Annotated in this window: 12 protein-coding genes; 9 read left to right on the forward strand and 3 right to left on the reverse strand. The window is 62.2% G+C overall.

All coding sequences use genetic code 11. The annotated features are described in order from the left end of the window. Positions 1–76: 76 nt before the first annotated feature. On the reverse strand, positions 77–745 hold the full coding sequence (locus tag ACR30Z_RS14885; protein ID WP_434373292.1) for a response regulator: 669 nt from the start codon (positions 743–745) through the stop codon (positions 77–79). Next, the gene (locus ACR30Z_RS14890) at positions 742–2340 is read right to left on the reverse strand and encodes a sensor histidine kinase (RefSeq protein ID WP_434373293.1); all 1599 of its coding nucleotides are present in this window, start codon (positions 2338–2340) and stop codon (positions 742–744) included. Before ACR30Z_RS14890 ends, ACR30Z_RS14885 begins: the two co-directional genes overlap by 4 nt. A gap of 278 nt (positions 2341–2618) precedes the next feature. Here ACR30Z_RS14890 and ACR30Z_RS14895 point away from each other — a divergent pair, with 278 nt between their 5' ends. The 4 genes from ACR30Z_RS14895 to ACR30Z_RS14910 are packed head-to-tail and all read left to right on the forward strand — an operon-like array spanning position 2619 to position 6095. Continuing rightward, positions 2619–3623, forward strand: coding sequence for a Bug family tripartite tricarboxylate transporter substrate binding protein (locus ACR30Z_RS14895; protein ID WP_144650226.1), 1005 nt, complete (start codon positions 2619–2621; stop codon positions 3621–3623). Further along, positions 3620–4123, forward strand: a complete 504-nt coding sequence (locus ACR30Z_RS14900; protein ID WP_434373294.1) for a tripartite tricarboxylate transporter TctB family protein — start codon at positions 3620–3622, stop codon at positions 4121–4123. The genes ACR30Z_RS14895 and ACR30Z_RS14900 overlap by 4 nt, the downstream gene beginning before the upstream one ends. Further along, positions 4123–5661, forward strand: a complete 1539-nt coding sequence (locus tag ACR30Z_RS14905; RefSeq protein WP_434373295.1) for a tripartite tricarboxylate transporter permease — start codon at positions 4123–4125, stop codon at positions 5659–5661. The genes ACR30Z_RS14900 and ACR30Z_RS14905 overlap by 1 nt, the downstream gene beginning before the upstream one ends. A 41-nt stretch (positions 5662–5702) precedes the next feature. Continuing rightward, a complete protein-coding gene (locus ACR30Z_RS14910; RefSeq protein ID WP_434373296.1) occupies positions 5703–6095 on the forward strand; it encodes a universal stress protein in 393 nt (130 codons plus the stop codon). Between the two features lie 128 nt (positions 6096–6223). On the opposite strand, the gene ACR30Z_RS14915 is transcribed toward ACR30Z_RS14910, so the two are convergent. Then, complete coding sequence (locus ACR30Z_RS14915; protein ID WP_434373298.1) at positions 6224–7576, reverse strand: NosD domain-containing protein; 1353 nt, start codon at positions 7574–7576, stop codon at positions 6224–6226. 352 nt (positions 7577–7928) lie between these two features. Between ACR30Z_RS14915 and ACR30Z_RS14920 the strand changes: the two genes are divergently transcribed. The 5 genes from ACR30Z_RS14920 to ACR30Z_RS14940 all read left to right on the forward strand — a co-directional run bounded on the left by ACR30Z_RS14920 (position 7929) and on the right by ACR30Z_RS14940 (position 13663). After that, positions 7929–9215 (forward strand): ABC transporter substrate-binding protein, encoded by a 1287-nt coding sequence (locus ACR30Z_RS14920; RefSeq protein ID WP_144650216.1) that lies wholly within the window; start codon positions 7929–7931, stop codon positions 9213–9215. Positions 9216–9289: 74 nt separating this feature from the next. Then, entirely contained in the window at positions 9290–10177 is an 888-nt protein-coding gene (locus ACR30Z_RS14925; RefSeq protein ID WP_144650214.1) for a carbohydrate ABC transporter permease, read from the forward strand. After that, complete coding sequence (locus tag ACR30Z_RS14930; RefSeq protein ID WP_434373300.1) at positions 10177–11106, forward strand: carbohydrate ABC transporter permease; 930 nt, start codon at positions 10177–10179, stop codon at positions 11104–11106. The genes ACR30Z_RS14925 and ACR30Z_RS14930 overlap by 1 nt, the downstream gene beginning before the upstream one ends. An 11-nt stretch (positions 11107–11117) precedes the next feature. Next, positions 11118–12503: a NosD domain-containing protein gene (locus tag ACR30Z_RS14935; RefSeq protein WP_434373301.1), complete on the forward strand. Its 1386-nt coding sequence runs from the start codon at positions 11118–11120 to the stop codon at positions 12501–12503. Positions 12504–12574: 71 nt separating this feature from the next. Continuing rightward, positions 12575–13663, forward strand: coding sequence for a LacI family DNA-binding transcriptional regulator (locus ACR30Z_RS14940; protein WP_434373302.1), 1089 nt, complete (start codon positions 12575–12577; stop codon positions 13661–13663). The last annotated feature ends 42 nt before the right edge of the window (positions 13664–13705 follow it).

Consider the following 13705-nt stretch of genomic DNA (forward strand, 5'->3'; position numbering starts at 1 on the left):
CCAGGCCCAGCAATCACAATGTCGGTCCCGCCGTGAGGCGTTATGGGCCTGCGTTGGCAACCGGGCCGCTGGTACCTCACCGCCCCTTCAGCACATATCGCCGTTCAGGACGTCCGACGCCGTACTTGAGTCGAACGTCCAAGGAGCCTTCGTCGTGGAGGTACTCAAGGTAGCGGCGGGCACTGACACGGGAGGTCCCGAGTTGTTCGGCAAGCTCAGCGGCTGACAAATCACCCGACGCTGATTTCAATGCGGACTCCACCAGTTCCAAGGTCTCCACGCTGCAGCCTTTGGGCAGGGTCCGCTCGGAACCACTCAGCCCGAAAACTCGGTTGACGTCGGACTGTTCGGCCTCATGTTTCGAAGCATCCAGCCCTTGGTAGGCGCTGAGGTAGTGCTCCAGCCGTTCCTGTAAATCGGACTGGGAGAACGGCTTGATCAGGTAGTGCACAATCCCGCCACGCAGGGCTTTCCGGACCGTTTCCACTTCCCGGGCGGCGCTGATCACCAGCACGTCCAGGTCCGGGGCGACGTCCCGCAGCTGGTGCATGAGGTCCAAGCCGTTGATGTCTGGGAGGTGTATATCCAGCAGCACCAGATCCGGCTGCAGCCGCCGTGCTTCCGTCAATGCCTGCGCCCCGGTGTGGGCGACACCCACCACCTCGAAGCCGGGAGTCCGCCGGATGAAACCTGCGTGGACCTTGGCCACCATGAAGTCGTCGTCGACAATCAGGACCTTGATCATGTCTTCGCTGCCCCCTTTGTGGAATCTGCATCGTGCTTGGTGAATCGTGCCGTAAAGACTGCACCGTTGTCATTGGCCACCGTCAAGTCTCCACCGGATCGTCGGCAAATCACCCTCGAGAGCGCCAATCCGAAGCCCCTGGCATCGCCCTGACCCGGTTCCTTCGTCGAGAAACCCTGGCGGAAGATGTCCTCGGTGGAGCCGGAGGGCACCCCCGGGCCGTTGTCCCGGACGGTGACCGCGACCCCGTCCTTTGAGTCGACCACCAGCACCCGCACCGACGCCCCCGGAAGGCCGGTGACGGCGTCGAACGCGTTATCCACCAGGTTTCCCACCACGGTGGTGACGTCCCGGGAGAGTTCATCCTTGACGCGCGACAGCGCGGACTGCGGGTCCAGTTTGAGTTCCGCACCACGCTCGGTAGCCAGGCTGGCTTTGGCAATCAGCAGTGCTGCGAGCGCAGGGTCCTCGATCCGGCTGGTGACGTCGTCGTTGAGCCGCGTCCTGTCCACGGTGGCGCCGTTGACGAACTGGACTACGGAGTCGTATTCGCCAATCTGGATGAGACCGGAGATCACGTGGAGCTGGTTGGCGAACTCGTGTGCCTGTGCCCTCAAGGTATCGGTGACAGTACGGGTAGCGCCGAGTTCGCGCTCCAGGGACGAGAGCTCTGTCCGGTCCCTCAGCGTGGTGACGGAGCCGATGTCGCGGCCGTGCGAGCGGAGGGCAACACGGTTCATGACCACCAGCCGCTCCCCCACCAGCACCAGTTGATCCGGGTCTGACTGTTCGCGGGTGAGGACCACCTTCAATGCCGGATCGACGTGCAGGGATCGCAGCTTCTTCCCTACGCAATCCGGTGGAAGCCCAAGGAGTTGCCGGGCGCTCTGGTTGGCCACCGTGATGCGCTCGTGGGGATCCAGGGCCACCACGCCCTCCTTCAGTCCCTGCAGCATTGCTTCGCGGTTCTCCACGAGGCCCGTGATTTCCCGAGGCTCCATACCGAGGGTCTGCCGCTTGACGCGCCGGGACAGCAGGAATGAACCTGCAACACCCAAGACGCTGGCCACGCCCAAGTAGGTGAGCAGGTTGGGAACGGCGTCCCCAAGACGCTCGATGGTGGATGGATAATTGCGGCTGATGGAGGCTATGCCGATCATGGTTCCGCTGTCATCCAAAACGGGGACGTGGGCGGACAACACCGCACCGCTGCTACCGGACAGGACACCGGTCCAGGCACGCCCTTCCATGACCCTGCTTTCACCCAAGGGCAGCGGCTGGCCCAGAAGGCTGGGATCGGAAGAAGCCACCACCGTGCCGTCGAGCTTTGCCAGGGCAACATGGGATGAGCCTGAAACGGTACGGACAGATTCCGCAACAGCCGGGAGCGCTGAGCCAACCCGCGGTTCCGCCTCCGGCAGCAAGGCCCGTACTGCCGGGTTGTTGCCCAGTGCCTCTGCGGCGGACAACGCCCGGCGGCCCTCAGTCCGCTCGAATGCGGCAGCTGATTGGGCCAGGGAGATGGCAACGACTGCTACCAGAACGGCCAACACGATCAGCAACTGCAGCACAAGGTACTGCCCTGCAAGGGACATGCCTCTTCGTTGAGGCAGTCGAGTCAGTCGAGTCACTGCTGGGTTCCTTTGATGGTGCCAGTGAGGGGGCGGGCAACAGCTTCCCCCGTGGCGTATCGGAACTATACCCCAGCGGCACGGAAGACCAGCTCAGAGGTCCAATCCCGTGAACGCAATGAACTTAAAGATCACTGCGAACACAAGAGTGATAGCCGTCACGTACGCACCTAGCATCAAGTGAGCGGGGCACAACGCTGAGGGCCCTGCACCGAATTTTCAATGATGAGAAGAGGAACACCATGCGCCAGATCCGCGCATTGCGAGTCGCCGCCGTCGCCGCCGGCATCGCCCTGATGGCCACCGGCTGCGGTGCCACAGGTAAGTCCACCGGTTCTGAAAGCACCGGCGCAGCAGGACCCATCACGGGACTTCAGATCATGGTGCCGAACACTCCCGGTGGTGGCTACGACACCACGGCACGTGCCGCCGCGAAGGTCCTGGATGACGAGAAGATCTCCACCAACACCGAGGTGTTCAACCTGGCGGGCGCCGGTGGCACTGTTGGCCTGGCCCGCATCGTCAATGAAAAGGGGAACGGCGACCTCACCATGCTCATGGGCCTGGGTGTTGTTGGAGCCAGCTACACCAACAAGTCCGAGTCCAAGCTGACTGAGACCACACCGTTGGCCAAGCTCATCGAGGAACCGGGCGCCATCATGGTCGGCAAGGACTCCCCGTACAAAACCATCGACGACCTGGTGACCGCGTGGAAGGCCAACCCGGGTTCCATCTCGGTTGGCGGTGGCTCCTCGCCGGGCGGCCCGGACCACCTCCTGCCCATGCAGTTGGCCGGTGCTGTCGGCATCGACGCCACCAAGGTCAACTTCGTTTCTTACGACGGCGGTGGCGACCTCCTCCCAGCCATCCTCGGCAACAAGCTCGGTTTCGCAGCTTCAGGTGCCGGTGAGTACTTGCAGCAGATCAAGTCCGGCGAGATCCGTGTCCTGGCGACCAGTGGCGAGAACCGTCTTGAAGGCGTGGACGCACCCACGCTGAAGGAATCCAACATTGACCTGATCTTCACCAACTGGCGCGGCATCGTGGCTCCTCCGGGCATCAGCGACGAGGACAAGAAGTCCCTCATTGCCGCCCTTGAGAAGATGCACGCCTCCGCTGGCTGGAAGGAAGCGCTCAAGACCCACAGCTGGTCCGATGCCTTTGTTACCGGCGATGAATTCCAGACGTTCCTGACTGATCAGGACAAGCGGGTGGCGGACGTCCTGAGCAAGCTCGGGTTGGCGTGAGCTCCTTAGCCACAGGCCTGAAAGGCCGCGCCGAGCTGGGGGTCTCCCTCCTGCTCGGCGTGGTCGGCGTCCTGGTTTTCCTGGACGCGAACGGCCTGGTCACCCCGTACTCGCAGTCGGACCCGGTGGGTCCCAAGACCGTCCCGTTCATTGTTTCCGGACTACTGATTGTCTGCGCCGTCCTCCTCGCCATCAACGTCCTCCGCGGCGGCAAGGGCGAAGCCGAAGGTGGCGAAGACGTTGACCTGGCCCACCCGGCCGACTGGAAAACAGTCCTCCCACTGGCCGGAGCTTTCATCCTGAACGTCCTGCTCATCGACTGGGCCGGCTGGGTCATCTCCGGAACCATCCTGTTCTGGGGCAGCGTGTTGGCTCTTGGCAGCCGCCGCTACATCCGTGACGGCCTGATCTCCATAGCCCTGTCCCTGCTGACCTTCTACGGCTTCTACCTCGGCCTGGGCATCGCACTGCCTGCCGGGCTCCTGGAAGGAATCCTCTAATGGACGTCTGGTCCTCATTGATGGACGGTTTCGCCACCGCCCTGACCCCCATGAACCTCCTGTTCGCCGTCATCGGCGTGCTCCTGGGCACCGCCGTCGGCGTCCTTCCCGGGCTTGGCCCGGCCATGACCGTAGCGTTGCTGCTCCCAGTCACCGCCGCGTTGGAACCCACCAGTGCGTTCATCATGTTCGCCGGTATCTACTACGGCGGCATGTTCGGCGGTTCCACTACCTCGATCCTCCTGAACACTCCGGGTGAATCGTCGTCGGTGGTGACGGCCATCGAAGGCAACAAGATGGCCAAAGCGGGCAGGGCGGCACAAGCCCTGGCCACCGCCGCCATTGGTTCCTTCATCGCCGGCACCATCGGCACCGCGTTGCTCGCCGTCTTCGCACCCATCGTGGTGCAGTTCGCCGTCAGCCTTGGCGCTCCGAGCTACTTTGCGATCATGATCCTCGCTTTGCTGGCCGTCACTGCGGTGCTTGGTTCGTCCAGGCTCCGCGGCTTTGCCTCTCTGGCTTTGGGCCTGGCGATCGGGCTGGTGGGTATCGACTCCGTTACCGGCCAACGCCGCCTGACGTTCGGCCAGCCTTTGCTGGTGGACGGCCTGGACATCGTGGTGGTCGCCGTCGCGATCTTCGCCGTCGGTGAAGCCCTCTGGGTTGCTGCCCACCTGCGCCGCACACCGCTCCATGTCATTCCGGTAGGCCGTCCGTGGATGGGCAAGAAGGACTGGTCCCGTTCCTGGAAGCCGTGGCTCCGTGGTACGGCATTCGGCTTCCCGTTCGGCGCCCTGCCCGCCGGCGGTGCCGAGATCCCAACGTTCCTCTCCTACGTCACCGAGAAGCGCCTGACCAAGCACCCTGAGGAATTCGGCAAGGGAGCCATCGAGGGTGTCGCCGGACCCGAAGCGGCCAACAACGCGGCGGCTGCGGGGACGCTGACCCCGATGCTTGCCCTGGGCCTGCCCACCAACGCCACCGCCGCCGTCATGCTCGCTGCCTTCACGTCCTACGGCATCCAGCCGGGCCCCCAGTTGTTCTCAAGCCAGGGTCCCCTGGTGTGGGCATTGATCGCCAGCCTCTTCATCGGCAACTTCCTGCTCCTGCTGATCAATCTTCCACTGGCACCGGTCTGGGCCAAGCTGCTGCAGCTCCCCCGCCCGTACCTGTACGCGGGCATCCTGTTCTTCGCCACCCTGGGCGCGTACTCCGTCAACCTGCAGGCTTTTGATCTGGTGATCCTGCTGGTGCTGGGCGCACTCGGCTTCATGATGCGGCGCTTCGGGCTGCCCGTCCTGCCGTTGATCCTCGGAGTCATTCTGGGACCGCGCATTGAAGGCCAGCTCCGCAAGACCCTGCAGCTGAGCGCCGGCGACCCCGCGGGCCTCTTCAGTGAGCCAATCGCGATCGTGGTCTACATCATCGTGGCGCTCATCCTGGCCTGGCCGCTGATCTTCAAGCTCGTCCGGCGCAACCGTCCAGCGAAGAAACCGCTGCTCCCGGCCAATTCAGGAGCTGCCGACTACAGCGACTGACCACTCCCACCCAGGCATTTTCAGCACAACAAGGAGAAACCATGACCATCGTGGTGGGATACGTCCCCACACCAGAAGGCGAAGCGGCGCTGACGCAGGCCATCGCCGAGGCCAAGAAGAGCAACGACACCCTCCTGGTCATCAATTCCTCCAAGGGCGACGCCCTGGTGGACAACCGCTACGCCCAGGAACCGGACATCCAAAGCATCGAGGAACGCCTTGCCGATCAGGGCATCCAGCACATCATCAAGCAGCCGGTCCGCGGCCATGACGCGGCCGCGGAAGTCCTGGACGCCGCCGACGAGAACAATGCCCAGCTCATCGTCATCGGCCTCCGCCGCCGCAGCCCGGTAGGCAAGCTCATCATGGGCAGCGTTTCCCAGCGCATCCTCCTGGAAGCGGACTGCCCGGTCCTTGCGGTCAAGGCGGACTAGGAGTTTTCGTACAGCTAATGCCCTCAAGGTGCGTTCTTAGGGGCATTAGCTGTACAAAACGCACGACGGCGGCTGGTCGCCCTTGGTGACCAGCCGCCGTCGTACTGCCGCGCCTTCCTTTCCGGGCCTTAGGGTGTGGGCCGGATTGCCGTGTCCGGGCTGTAGGACGTAATGGTGGTTGCGGATCCGCTGTCGAGCACCTTTGAATGGGTGGTGGATCCGTCAAGAACCACGTGCTGGGTGGCAACGTTGCTGACCACGTGGTTGGTGGCTATGACATTGCCATCCCCTCCCGCGATCAGGATGATGGTTGGCTGGGCGCCTGCGGGGACAACCTTGTTCGGTGGGACGTCATAGGCGAAGAGGTTGTTTGAAATGAGGTTGTTGTCTCCCAGCGTATGGAGGACGCCGTAGAGGTCGTCCAGACCGTTTGTGCGATTGATAAACGGGGGGAACCCCTCGGTGCCCCTGCGGAAGTGATTGGACGTGATGAGGTTTTCCTTGCATCCATTCAGCAGGCGCATCATGCCAGGATAGAAGCCCTGAAACCGGTTCGACGATACGGAGCAGCGGTTACAGCCATTGAACTCGATGAGGCTTCGTCCTCGCGGGAAGAAGTTGTTCCCCGTGACAAGCAGGCCCTCGTGGTTTTCGGCCAGAAGCGTCACACCCTCGGGGCCTGCACCCATCAGGTTGTCGCTGACGATCGTTGCCTGCCCGGCACCAGTTAGTTCGACGCAGTTTCCGCACTCGGCGATCATGTTGTCGTGGATCCGGAGGGCATCTGCGCCGCGAACTATCAGGGCATGCTCAAGGTAGACGAACCCCATCCCGGTGATATGGATGGAGTCATTGTCGGATGCGACCTCAATGCCCGTTTTCCCGTTCCTGTAGCTGTTCCCGTCCGGGATGAAATTGACCCCGTCCAGGCAGAAGTCTCTAAACACGATTCCGGACAGGCGCGGACTGCCGCCCCGACGCACGAGGAATGCCTGTGGCGCGGAAGAGGGCGTCAGGACCCGGATGTGGCTGCCGCCCGGCTGGAGGTTCAGCCATCCCACAGGGTCCACGTTGTCCTTGATGCTGCGGGAGAAGAAGCCATGGCCGAAGCCCGCAATGGTGAGGTAATCCACGTCCACCACCACCTGGGTGCGAAGGTCGTAGTCCCCTGGGGGAATGATCACCACGGCTCCCGGCCTGGTGTCCGGCGTCGTTTGGCGCTTTTTGATATCGGCAATGATGTCGTTGATGACGGCGCCGATATCCGACTCAGCTGTGACCTGGGGCTGGCCCTTGATCCGCCAAGCTGTGACGTCATAGGTGTTCGGCGAGTTGAAGTTGCCGGCTTTCGCATCCTGCGCAGCTTCAGCTTTCGGGGACATTCCCAGACTTAGCGCGGCCGCCAGCGTGCCCACGGCTCCAGCGCCGACGAGCATCCGACGACTGGTGTTTTTCACGTCAAGCGTCTCGTCAATTTCCATAGGGGTCTCCTGCCAGTCCTTGTTCATTGGGTCTTGCTTGATTGGCCCCGCCCCATTGGCCCGGACTCCCGCGTCCGGGCAATGGCTTAGTGAGCGTGGCTTCCATGCCAAAATGCCAAATCGTTTTATCGGGAGCTGGAACAAACAGTAAGTGGCGCCGAACAACACTGTCAACGACAAAATCCGGGGAGTAATTTTGGCAAGACCGCGCACCGCAAGTGACCCTTGACACTCTCCAACTTCCAGACCTAGAGTGTTGCCAAGTCGTTTTGGCAAAACGATTTTTCAAGCCAAAGACGTGTCATCCCCATCTCTCTGCAATTTCCGTTCAAGAGAAAGTGAGTCGACAGCGATGTCCACTCGAAACACCATCTCCAAGCTCGTCACCCTCGGCGGGCTGTGCACCGCCGTCGCACTCGTTGCCACCGGTTGTGGCGCCGGCGGTCCCGCACCATCCTCAGGCGGTTCGGGCGGCTCCAGCTCCATCAACGTCCTGGTTGAAGCCGGCGGCCACGCCGAACTGACAGGTGTAGCCGAGCAGTGCAAGAAGGACGCCGGCATCGACGTGAACTTCGTCGAACTCCCCTACGACGGCATGTTCAACCGACTCTCCAGCGAGTTCTCCTCCGGCAACGTCTCCTTCGATGTCGCCGCACTCGACTCCGTATGGCTTCCCAGCTTCAAGGACGCCGTGCAGCCCATGGACGAACTCTTCACGGACGACGTCAAGAAGGACATCTTCCCGGCCCTCGTCAAGGAAGCCAACGTGGATGGCCACTTCATCGGCATGCCGGCATGGACCAATGCCGAGATCATCCTGTACCGCAAGGACCTGTTTGAGGACGCCAAGAACAAGGCTGACTTCCAAGCCAAGTACGGTTACGAGCTCGCCGCCCCCAAGACGTGGAAGCAGTACCAGGACGTTTCCGAGTTCTTCACCAAGGATGGAATGTACGGCACGGACGTCAAGGGCGCCGTGGAAACCGAATGGCTGGCCCACGTCCTCCAGGCCGGCTCTCCGATGGTCCTGGACAAGGACAACAACGTGGTCATCGACAACGCCGCCCACAAGGAAGCCCTGGACTTCTACGTAAGCCTGGCCAAAGACGCCCCGAGCGGTGCAGCACAGGTTGACTGGGCAGCAGCACAGAACCTGTTCAACCAAGGCAAGACAGCCATGACCCGCTTCTGGGCCCACGCCTACCGCCAGATTCCCGCCGATGCCCCGGTGGCAGGAAAGGTGGGAGCCGCAGCAATGATTGGCGGCAGCGCCGGCGTCGCAGGCGTTCCGGGACCTTGGTACCTGTCCGTTCCCAAAGCCACCAAGAACACTGACGCCGCCAAGAAGTTCGTCAAGTGCGCCTATGACTACAACGACAAGGGAATCGAATCCAAGCTCGGTTTGGCCTCCCGGATCAGCGCCTTCCAGAAGTACCAGGACCAGCCCGGTTACGAGAGCTTCAAGCCGCTGATCGAGACCCTCAACGGCCAGGCCACGGCCACCCGGCCCGCCACCGCCAAGTGGCAGCAGATCGTTGATACCGTCCTGATCCCGTTGCTGCAGAAGGCCGTGGCCGGTGGCGACACCTCCGCCCTCTTGGCCGATGCCAAGAAGCAGATCCAGGACCTCCTGAAGTAGAACTCCGCGGCCGGCACCGTTAGCAACTGAATGACAGTGCCGGCCGCGGTCCCAACCAGCAGAAAAGAAATACCGTGCGTATCTCCGATCGCCGCTTCGCTCTCTATCTGATGACGCCCGCGGCACTGTTCCTGGCCGTATTCGTGGCCTACCCCCTCTTCCGCCTGGTGGCAGACAGCTTCTTCAAGATCTCCCCCATCGCCGGCGGGCCCCGCGATTTTGTGGGGTTCCAAAACTACGTCACCGCCTTCACCTCCGAGGCCTTCACCAGCGCCGGATGGCGTACGTTCGCCTACACCTTGGTGGTGGTGACCCTCGAATTCGCGCTCGGCCTGGGCATGGCACTGCTGTTCACCACGTTGGGCAAGAAATCCCAGATTTGGCGGACCGTCTTCCTCTACCCGTTGATGATCGCCCCGATCGTGGCGGGCCTGCTGTGGAAGTTCCTGATGATCGACAACTTCGGTCTGATCGGAACGCTCCTCCACCAGGCAGGGATCCTTTCGGACCCCAACCAGATCGGCTGGCTGTCCGACCCCAACATCGTGCTGTTCTCGGTAGCCATCCCGGACATCTGGCTCACCACGTCCTTCATGTGCTTGGTGCTCTTCGCAGGCCTCCAGAACATCCCCGGCGATCTGATTGAGGCCGCCCGCCTGGATGGTGCACGGGCTCCGGCACTCCTGTTCCGGATCATCCTTCCCCTGCTTCGCCCAGTGATCGCCGTTGCACTGGTGGTCCGCGGAATCGATGCAGCCAGGGCCTTTGACACCATCCTCATCCAGACCAACGGCGGACCGCAGTCAGCCTCCGAAACCATGAGCCTGTTGATCTACCGCACCATGATCCGCTTCGGCGACCCCGGCCTGGCCAGTGCCATGGGCACGATCTACCTTCTGGCAATGCTGGCCATTGCCTTTGTTGCAGTGACCACCATCTGGCGGCCAGGAAAGGACAACTGATGAGCACCACAAGCGTCACCACCACAGCCAGCCTGCCGTCGTCGGACTTCCCGGAAGCGCAGCCGCTGCGCAAGCGGCGCGGGGCCAACCGTGAAGGCCTCGAAGCCGGCCGGCGCAGCACCCGGACCATCCTGTGGATCCTGCTGGCAGTGGCCATGGTCCTCTACGGTTTCCCGTTCCTGTACCTGCTGTTCACGTCCTTCAAGACGCCGATCGATACCATCGCCGTCCCACCGACCATCCTTCCCAGGGAATGGACGCTGGAGAACTACACCAACGCCTTGGGCCGGAGCGGGGTGTTGGCATCCTTCATCAACAGCATCCAGACCGCCGTCATCAGCACCCTGCTATCGCTGGTTCTGGCCGTTCCGGCCGCCTACGGCATTACCCGCTACAAGACCCCCAGCGGCCAGGTATTCATCATGGCTGCACTGGTGACCCGTATGGTTCCACCGGTGGCCATCGGCATTCCGCTGGCGTCGATGATGGCCTCGGTGGGCTTGTCCGATACCCCGATCGCCCTCTCCATTGCCCACACCACCATCTCGCTGCCGCTCTCCATTTGGCTGATGTGCAGCTTCTTCGAATCCGTCCCCCGGGACCTAGAAGAGGCCGCAACCGTGGACGGCTGCAGCAGGCTGGGCGCCCTGTGGCGGGTGGTGATCCCGGTGGTGTCCGGCGGCATCGCGGTCACAGCGATCTTTGCCTTCCTGGCTTCCTGGAACGAGTTCCTGTTCGCGCTTCTCATGACGGCCATCCGTTCGCAGACCACCCCCGTGGTGATTGCGAACTTCCAGACCCAGTTCGGCCTGGATTGGGGATCCATGACGGCCCTTGCCGCCGTGTACTCGATCCCGGTCATCCTGCTGACACTGTTGCTGCAGCGCAAGATTGTGGCCGGCATGACGCTCGGTGCGGTCAAAGGCTAAGAGAGGAATCCATGTCACACAGCAACTACTACGACGTCACCACCTGGCCGGTCGGCAACCCGTCCGAGGACATCGGGGAAGTCATCAACAGCATCATCGCGGACATCAAGGACCGTCAGACGGCCACGGATGAGAACGACGGCGGCAAGCCGGGGGCGGTGATCTACCTTCCGCCCGGGGACTATCACCTTCGCACCCAGGTGGTGATCGACATCAGCTTCCTCGGGATCCAAGGCTCGGGCCACGGCTTCACGTCCTCAAGCATCCGTTTCAACGTGCCCAAGGACGAATGGGCCGGCCTGCACGAATTGTGGCCCGGCGGGAGCCGGGTGATTGTCGATCTTCCCCCCGGCGAAGCCGGCGACTCCACGGGCGCCGCTTTCCTCATCGAGCGGGAAGGGAGCCCGCGGATCAGCTCGGTGGAGTTCTCCAACTTCTGCATCGACGGACTGCACTTCATCCCGGACGGTTCAGAGCTGCCCGCGGAGAACAGCTATGTCAACGGCAAGACCGGAATCTACGTGGCGAGCGCCAATGATTCCTTCCGCATCAACGGGATGGGATTCATCTACCTCGAGAACGCGCTCACCATCCACAAAGCGGACGCTCTCTCCATTCACGACAACTTCATTGCCGAATGCGGGAGCTGCATCGAACTCCGTGGCTGGGGGCAGGCGTCAAAGATCACCGACAACCTGATCGGGGCCGGCTTCAAGGGGCATTCGATCTATGCCGAGAACCACGGCGGCCTTCTGATTACTGCCAACAACATCTTTCCCCGCGGGGCAAGCAGCATCCATTTCGACGGGGTAACGCGTTCAAGCGTTTCCAACAACCGCTTGCACTCGTTCTACCCGGGGATGGTGATCCTTGCCGGGAACAGTTCGGAGAACCTTGTGGCCACCAACCATTTCCTGCGGGACCACGAACCGTGGACCCCCTTCCTGGGAGTCGACAACGGGCGCAACGACCTCTTCGGGCTCCTCAGTGTCAGCGGCAACAACAACTCCGTGATCGGCAACCACTTCTCCGAGGTCCTGGACGCCAGGGGCGTCCGGCCGACAGGGGCGGCCCCTGTCATCGTGCGCTTGGTGGAGGGAGCAGGCAACTTCGTGTCCAACAACCACGTGGTGGCCCTCGACGTTCGCGCAGAATCAAGCGACTCGTGCTTCGCTGCCCAAGTGGATGCGTTGTTGACCACCGGGGCTTCGGACGGCCTGGCCGTGACAACGGTCCTTGTTGAATCCGGCTCTGCCCGGAACACGATCCTGGACTCCGGAAATGACGCCCAAGTAATCGCAGACAGGAGGGCCAACGCGGTGAGGGCAACCCCGACCATCAGCTTCGAGCCGGAAGGAGCCGTCCCATCAGGCCAGGCCGTGGAAATTCCTCGATAGCCTACTGGGACGGGTACGCGAACGTAGGATCAGCAACACAACATCAAAACCATGAGGACGTGGGACAAGCAATGACCAAAAGACCTGTAGGTATCAAAGACGTGGCCGCCGCTGCCGGTGTCTCTGTCACCACCGTCTCCCATGTCCTCAATGACGTTGCTTATGCCCGCGTAGGCACCGAAACAAGGGAACGGGTCCACGAGGCGGCCCAGCGTCTGGGCTACGGACCAAACCGCCTGGCCCAGGCCTTGCGCACCCAACGTTCCGGCATGATCGGGTTCATCAGCGAGGAAATCGCCACCACCCCGCATGCAGGCAGGATCATCCTTGGAGCCGAGGAAACAGCAAGGGCCCGGGGGTACAACATCATGATCATCAACTCCACCAGCACCGGTTCCCAGGACTCGCGCGAAAGCGACGTTGCAGATCTGTTGGACCGCCAGGTGGACGGCATCCTGTACGCCACCATGTACCACCGGAAGCTGTCCGTCCCCAGGAACCTGTCGGGTGTTCCGGCAGTCCTTGTGGACTCCGAGGACATCAGCAACTCGGTCTCCTCGGTTATCCCCGACGAAGCCGGGGGCGCACGGCTCGCGGTGCAAACGCTGATCGACGCCGGCCACACGCGCATTGGAATGATCAACAACACCGACGACGTACCCGCAACACACTCACGGCTCAAGGCATTCCAGGACACGCTGGCCGACGCCGGGCTGACGTTCCATGAAGAGTTGGTCCACTCGGAAATTTCCGAGGTACCCGGCGGCTACCAAGCTGCACTGCGGGTACTGAAATCCCCCAACCGTCCCACGGCCATCTTCTGCTACAACGACCGCATGGCCATGGGCACCTACAGGGCGGCGGCGAAACTTGGGCTGCGGATACCCGAGGACATCTCCATCGTAGGTTTCGACAACCAACAGCTCATCGCCGAAAACCTCTACCCTGCCCTCACAACAGTGGCTCTTCCGCACTATGAAATGGGTGCCTGGGCAACAAAGAACCTGATCGACGCCATCGAGGGCAAGACGGACCTGCAGCAGTTCACTGCGCAGCCCACCATCCTCCCCTGCCCCATGGTGCTTCGGGAATCCGTTGCCGCACCACCCTCCAACAGCCACAGTCGTGGCACAGATCTTTCCGCACGCACCACCACCTGACTTCACTGGCGTCCGACACCGTTCGCCACCAGACCAAAAGGA

Source organism: Paenarthrobacter sp. FR1, from assembly GCF_051106045.1.
GTDB lineage: Bacteria > Actinomycetota > Actinomycetes > Actinomycetales > Micrococcaceae > Arthrobacter > Arthrobacter nitroguajacolicus_A.

Excerpts from the sequence above, each read along its gene's own strand:
- ACR30Z_RS14930 (WP_434373300.1), top strand. The coding sequence starts at position 10,177 with ATGAGCACCACAAGCGTCACCACCACAGCCAGCCTGCCGTCGTCGGAC.
- ACR30Z_RS14905 (WP_434373295.1), top strand. The coding sequence starts at position 4,123 with ATGGACGTCTGGTCCTCATTGATGGACGGTTTCGCCACCGCCCTGACC.
- ACR30Z_RS14920 (WP_144650216.1), top strand. The coding sequence starts at position 7,929 with ATGTCCACTCGAAACACCATCTCCAAGCTCGTCACCCTCGGCGGGCTG.
- ACR30Z_RS14940 (WP_434373302.1), top strand. The coding sequence starts at position 12,575 with ATGACCAAAAGACCTGTAGGTATCAAAGACGTGGCCGCCGCTGCCGGT.
- ACR30Z_RS14895 (WP_144650226.1), top strand. The coding sequence starts at position 2,619 with ATGCGCCAGATCCGCGCATTGCGAGTCGCCGCCGTCGCCGCCGGCATC.
- ACR30Z_RS14910 (WP_434373296.1), top strand. The coding sequence starts at position 5,703 with ATGACCATCGTGGTGGGATACGTCCCCACACCAGAAGGCGAAGCGGCG.
- ACR30Z_RS14890 (WP_434373293.1), bottom strand. The coding sequence starts at position 2,340 with ATGTCCCTTGCAGGGCAGTACCTTGTGCTGCAGTTGCTGATCGTGTTG.
- ACR30Z_RS14915 (WP_434373298.1), bottom strand. The coding sequence starts at position 7,576 with ATGGAAATTGACGAGACGCTTGACGTGAAAAACACCAGTCGTCGGATG.
- ACR30Z_RS14885 (WP_434373292.1), bottom strand. The coding sequence starts at position 745 with ATGATCAAGGTCCTGATTGTCGACGACGACTTCATGGTGGCCAAGGTC.
- ACR30Z_RS14935 (WP_434373301.1), top strand. The coding sequence starts at position 11,118 with ATGTCACACAGCAACTACTACGACGTCACCACCTGGCCGGTCGGCAAC.